Raw genomic sequence first — 994 nt, 5'->3', positions numbered from 1 at the left:
CGCGGCGATGGCGCAGACGGTGGCCAGCGCGGCGGCCGGCATGAGCCCGGTCCGGCGCGGCCGGGCGGCGGGGGCGGAGCGGCCCGGGGCGGCGGGGCGGTCGGTCTCATTCCTCATGCCTGCAAGCCTGCGGCGCCGGACCGGGCGGCAGCCAACGGGGACGCCCCCGATCCGCACCCCTGCCGACATGACCGGCCGTCATGGTCCGACCCCGAGACCGGTGGCCAGGCGTGGGACCGCCCGCGGCGACGGTGGCAGCGCTGGCGACGAGGACGGGGGCGGACAGGTGCCGGACCGGACGGCGCCGGTACGGCAGCAACCCCCCGCCGCCTTCGTCGTTGTACCACCGTTGACCAGCTGTGACCGGTTCGCGGTCGGAAGACCGCAACGAAGATCTGATGAGTCGTCACCAATCGGCCGGATCGAGCCCCACTCCCGGTCATCTCAACGGACTTGTCACCCGATGCATTGGGGTGAGGGCCTAGAGTGAGCGGAATGTGCGCTCCGCCGTCCCGACCAGATCGAGAGGCAGATGTGACAGACCGTCATGTCCAGGCCGAGGAACCGGCGGCGGCCCCCAGGGCCGGCGACTTCCCCGGTATGCCGGTGGAGTTCGGCGCGTTCTGCGAGCTCCACCGACCGCGCTACCTGAGCTACGCCCGGGTCTGGTTCGCCGATCCCGACCAGGCGGCCTCGGTGGTCCGGCACGCGTTGGGCTGCCTGGCCTCCGTCTGGTCGGAGGTGCTGGTCGGGCCCAACCCCACGGCCGCGGCCTGGGAGATCCTGCGTACCACCATCACCGAGCAGCGGGCCCGTTCCGCCCCCTCCGGCCTTCGGCCCGGCCCCGCCGACGAGGACCTCGCGATCCTGCACTACGTGGTCGGCCTCGCCACACCCGAGATCGCCGACGTGATCGGCACCGACACCGCCAGCATCACCGGCCGGCTGCGTCACGCCCGGCTGAACGAGATGGCCGAGGAGATCTGACTCGGCC

1 protein-coding gene is annotated in these 994 nt (G+C 72.7%); it reads left to right on the top strand.

Annotated features, from left to right (window positions below; all coding sequences use genetic code 11):
* The first annotated feature begins 534 nt into the window (after positions 1-534).
* Positions 535-987 (top strand): hypothetical protein, encoded by a 453-nt coding sequence (locus tag AA75_RS35350; RefSeq protein WP_051814006.1) that lies wholly within the window; start codon positions 535-537, stop codon positions 985-987.
* The last annotated feature ends 7 nt before the right edge of the window (positions 988-994 follow it).

The sequence above is a fragment of the Kitasatospora sp. MBT63 genome, from assembly GCF_000710465.2.
Classification (GTDB): domain Bacteria; phylum Actinomycetota; class Actinomycetes; order Streptomycetales; family Streptomycetaceae; genus Kitasatospora.
Note: the sequence above shows the minus strand (reverse complement) of the source record. Positions and strands in the feature narration are given on the sequence as shown.